This window comes from Oleiphilus sp. HI0128, assembly GCF_001635365.1.
The window spans coordinates 1-4,515 of sequence record NZ_LWGG01000762.1 but is presented as its reverse complement, the minus strand read 5'-3'; the positions used below and the strand labels follow the sequence as shown (position 1 = coordinate 4,515).

Genomic DNA, 4,515 nt, shown 5'->3' with positions numbered 1-4,515 from the left:
CAAGGCCATATTGGGCTAAGTATGAGTATGCTAGGTGATGGGCAGTTGAAAATTCAGGTGAGTGATACTGGAAATGGTATTTCGGAAGAGAACCAAAAACGTTTATTTCAGGATTTTGTTCAGGTGGGTGATGATACGCAAAAGCATATGGAGGGGACGGGTCTAGGTCTGGCTATCACTCGTCGTATTGTTGAACGAATGGAAGGAGATATACAGGTATATAGCTCGCTTGGTAAGGGTACGACAATGGCTGTTTATCTGCCGGTTGAGCTTGTTGAAGAACCACAAACAGACCAAGACCCGGATATCGCAAGCAATTCACTGAACGATGTTGATTATTCTGCTGTACGGGTGCTGATAGTTGATGATGTTGAAATGAACTGTGTGATGCTCGAGGCATTACTAAATTCACTAGGTATCTCTAACTGCGAAGTAGAAAGGGACGGTCTTGATGCGGTGAATAGAATAAAACAGGACGATAATTTTGATATTCTCCTGATGGACGTACGTATGCCTATAATGAACGGTCTTGACGCGACTCGCCAAATACGTGAACTTGGATACGACAAACCGGTGATTGCGTTGACGGCAAATGCTTTTGAGGAAGATCAGGAAGGCTGTCTGGAGGCAGGTATGGAGCACTTTCTTGCAAAACCCTTACGCCTGGAAGATTTACAAAGTGTACTTAACAAAGCGCTGGCCAGTACTAATCCCTCCTTAAATTGATATAAATCCACATACGCTTAGTGTCTATATGATAAAGTTCTGGCATGTTTAGATAAGTCAGGGATTTTTTATGGGGCAGAGCGTTCCACACAATATTACCTTTTACGACCAGCGTGACCATCTGTTTAACGAGCTGCATACGCGCCCCTTTCCGGTTATTTCCTCTCCTGCCAGGGTTTCTCAATTATCGGTACTGCATCAAGTAGAGCAGACTGGCGTCGACTTTCGTTTAGGGGAATATCAGCATATATGTAACTTGTGTGCCCGCTATAGTGTTAATCCACCGACTGAAGAAGCTTCTTGCTACTATCAAGACTTCGGTGGTTTTGAGTTTCGCTGGGAACGTCATACCGAGTTTTCAACTTATACCTTTATTCATCAGTTAGAAAGTCAACCTTTTGAAAAGACAGGGCTTTCATTACTGCCTTCTGAGTGGTTGGAAGCGATTCCTGGTAAGGTGATTAGTGGTTTGCATGTCGAGGTAGAAGAAGAGCAATCTCATAATTATGAAAGCTCACAATCCGCCGTAGATGCCATGCGTAATAATTTTGAGGGGCATCGCTTACTAAGTTGCTTCGTTCGCGATAAACAGGCACAGGTTTGGACAGCGTACCGGATTCATAGTGACTCCATGGGGCGCTTTCTGATCGTTAATAAGGGCTTGAATCCTTGTCAGACCGGCCGCTTGGTGCGTCGAATATTGGAGTTGGAAACCTATCGAATGATGGCTTTGTTGTCGTTTCCGATTGCTAAGCAGACAGGGCCGAATATTCATCTAATGAACTTGAATCTGGCTGAGATCATTCAGAATATCACTGAGATTAAAAACCTTGATGACGAACGTCGTTTGATGGGAGCGTTGACCCACTTATCTGCGCAGATTGAACAGACAATATCGGAAACAAATTATCGCTTCTCAGCGACTGAAGCATACTACCATTTAGCGATGAGCAGGCTCGAAGAGTTAAAGGAAAGCGAGGTTTGCGGCTTACAGACACTGAGTGAGTTTCTAAGTCGTCGTTTAACGCCAGCTTACTTAACATGTGAAACCATAGAGAAAGATTTGGATGACTTGTCGCGCAGAATTGATAGAGCCAGTGAATTACTGCGAACGCGCATGAACCTCACAATAGAATCGCAGAACCAGAATTTACTGCAGTCCATGAACCGCCGTGGCAAGCTGCAGCTGCGTATGCAACAGGCTGTTGAAGGCTTATCTGTAGCAGCGATCAGTTATTATCTGGTTGGCTTGGTGAAGTACGTCGCAGAGTCTGCAAAATCAGGCGGCTTAATCGAAAGCAGCACGCTGGTTACCGGTATTTCAGTACCTTTTGCTATTGGTTTTGTGATGTTTGGTTTGGGACGAATGAAACGCAAGCTACATAAGGAAAATGAGAAACTGAAGGGAAATAATTAAATGGCTCTTAACCGAGTAGACCGTAGGCAGAGCCTTCCACGGCTCGCTGGCGGGTTAGCACGGAGAGTCCATATAAGGGGTGGAACCCTCTGCTTACGTTCGTTAAAAACTAAAAATTTCCAGCGATATTCTTCATGCGTTCAAGCATAGAGCGCAAGCCATTGCCTCGGGTTGGGCTGATATGACGCATCAGATCCATGTCATTGAATATTGCTTCAACATCTTTAGCGACGATTTCGGCAGGTGAGCGTGCATTAAGTGTCGCCAGTACAACAGAGGCAAGGCCTTTGACGATAATGGCGTCGCTCTCAATTAAAAAGAAAAGCTTGTTGCTGGCTTCGTCAAAGTAGTGAACAAGCCAGACTTGGCTTTGGCAGCCATGGACCAGGTTTAGTTCAGTCTTCTCTGCTTCAGGAAATGCCGGGAGTGATTTACCTAGGTCGATGATATATGCGTAACGTTCTTCCCAGTCATCCAGAAATTCGAAAGCCTCAAGGATATCGGCATCCGTAGTTTCGGTACCAAAAGGGTTGTTTTTAAACATGTCTGGATTAGCAGCTTGACTCATTAATACGACCTAAAGTGATAAACGATGATTCCGAGGGCGGGATTATATCATACAGATCGAGGCTTTCTTAAGGGGTGATTTTACCCTGTTAACATGCTGTATGTAGGTCGGGCTTTAGCCCGACAATGCAGGAACTTGGTATTAGTTGTGAGTTAGAGTATGCCTCGGAGATTGTCGGGTTGAACCGCGGCCTACAACATACCCAACTCTAATTTCGCTTCATCGGTGAGCATGTCGTTACTCCAGGGAGGGTCGAATACTAGCTCTACGCTGACTTTGTCTACGTTCGGTACTTGGCCAACTTTACGCTCGACATCGGCAATCATGGATGGCCCCATACCGCAGCCAGGGGCAGTGAGGGTCATGTTGATTTTGACTTCATTTTCTACAACTTTGCAGTCATAGATAAGACCGAGCTCGACCATATTAACCGGAATTTCAGGGTCATAGCATTCACGTAAGGCTTCCCATACCTGGTCTTTACTAACGCTGCCATCGGAGGGGGTTTCAAAACTGGATACAGCCACTTCTTTGCCTAGCGCATCAGCATCTTTGCCTTCAATGCGTGCAAGGTTACCATTGACTGCAACCGTATAAGTGCCTCCAAGCGATTGGGTAATGGTGACAAAAGAGCCCTTGGGAACCATGATCTCAGTACCGGCGGGTACTAGCCGGGCTTCACATTCACGGTTGGTGACAACTACTTCTCTTTCCATATCTTAAGACTCTTCAGTAACTGAAAAACTTTCACCGCAGCCACATTCGCCTGTGACATTAGGGTTCTTAAATTGAAACATTGAATTCAGGCCGACCGTGATAAAGTCGATTTGGGTGCCGTTCAGCATGGGTAAGTCTTTGTTAGGCACAAATAGCTGCAGAGAGTCGGTAATATTAAAGACTCGGTCATCCGTTTCAGGTGCTTCGCAAAGATCGGTTTCATACATAAAACCGGAGCAACCACTGGTTTCAAGATATAGGCGCAAACCTTTCTTATCAGGTGCTTTTTCAAGCTGCTTGGATATATGTGAAATTGCTGATTCACTCAGAGTGATTTCAACTTTCGGATCAAATGTTGCCAGAGACATAATGGTACCTATTAATGCTGTATCAAGCGAACATGCGCTGAATTTTTTCTAGCGCAACAAATAGCTGCTCGACTTCTTGTTCGGTATTATAAAAAGCAAAGGATGCGCGAGCCGTACCGGGGATTGAAAGATGATCCATTAGCGGCATTGCGCAGTGGTGTCCGGTGCGGATGCCTATGCCTTGCTGGTCGAGCAAGGTGCCGATATCGCTAGGGTGTAATCCTTCAATCAGGAAGGACATCACGGGTACTTTGTTTTTTGCTGTGCCGATGATTCTTAGCCCGGGTATCGTTGCAGCTAATTCATGGGCACGTGCCAGTAATTTTTGTTCGTGAGTTTCGATCGCTTCTCTATCTAAAGAGTCCATGTAGTCAATGGCTGCAGCTAAACCAATGGCTTCGGATATCGCTGGTGTACCGGCTTCAAATTTATAGGGTAGCTGGTTGAAGGTAGTCCTCTCAAAGCTAACGCGCTCTATCATTTCGCCACCACCTTGATAAGGAGGAAGCGCTTCTAAGCGAGCTTCTTTGCCGTAAAGCACGCCGATACCGGTTGGGCCAAATAATTTGTGTGAGGATAAAGCATAAAAATCACAGTCTAAAGCCTGAACGTCGACCTTGAAATGAGGCACTGCCTGGGCACCGTCGATAACGGTGATGATATTGGCAGCCTTTGCTTTTTCAATGATTTCTTTAACAGGGTTAATCGTGCCCAGGACA

Annotated in this window: 6 protein-coding genes; 2 read left to right on the top strand and 4 right to left on the bottom strand. The window is 45.5% G+C overall.

Annotated elements, in window-relative coordinates; all coding sequences use genetic code 11:
* Both A3763_RS10535 and A3763_RS10530 read left to right on the top strand, forming a co-directional pair.
* The coding region (locus tag A3763_RS10535; RefSeq protein ID WP_156495042.1) for a response regulator at positions 1–726 on the top strand (726 nt) is incomplete at its 5' end.
* Between the two features lie 70 nt (positions 727–796).
* Entirely contained in the window at positions 797–2,143 is a 1,347-nt protein-coding gene (locus A3763_RS10530; RefSeq protein ID WP_068513152.1) for a DUF3422 family protein, read from the top strand.
* Between the two features lie 109 nt (positions 2,144–2,252).
* Here the strand turns inward: A3763_RS10530 and A3763_RS10525 are convergent, their stop codons facing one another.
* From A3763_RS10525 to A3763_RS10510, 4 genes are all read right to left on the bottom strand, one after another.
* Entirely contained in the window at positions 2,253–2,711 is a 459-nt protein-coding gene (locus A3763_RS10525; protein ID WP_068513150.1) for a SufE family protein, read from the bottom strand.
* Between the two features lie 191 nt (positions 2,712–2,902).
* A complete protein-coding gene (gene sufT, locus A3763_RS10520) occupies positions 2,903–3,427 on the bottom strand; it encodes a putative Fe-S cluster assembly protein SufT (RefSeq protein ID WP_068513147.1) in 525 nt (174 codons plus the stop codon).
* A 3-nt stretch (positions 3,428–3,430) separates the two neighbouring features.
* Positions 3,431–3,796, bottom strand: coding sequence for an iron-sulfur cluster assembly accessory protein (locus tag A3763_RS10515; protein WP_068513144.1), 366 nt, complete (start codon positions 3,794–3,796; stop codon positions 3,431–3,433).
* Between the two features lie 22 nt (positions 3,797–3,818).
* Positions 3,819–4,515 (bottom strand): aminotransferase class V-fold PLP-dependent enzyme (locus A3763_RS10510; RefSeq protein ID WP_156495041.1); only part of this gene is annotated, 697 nt, incomplete at its 5' end.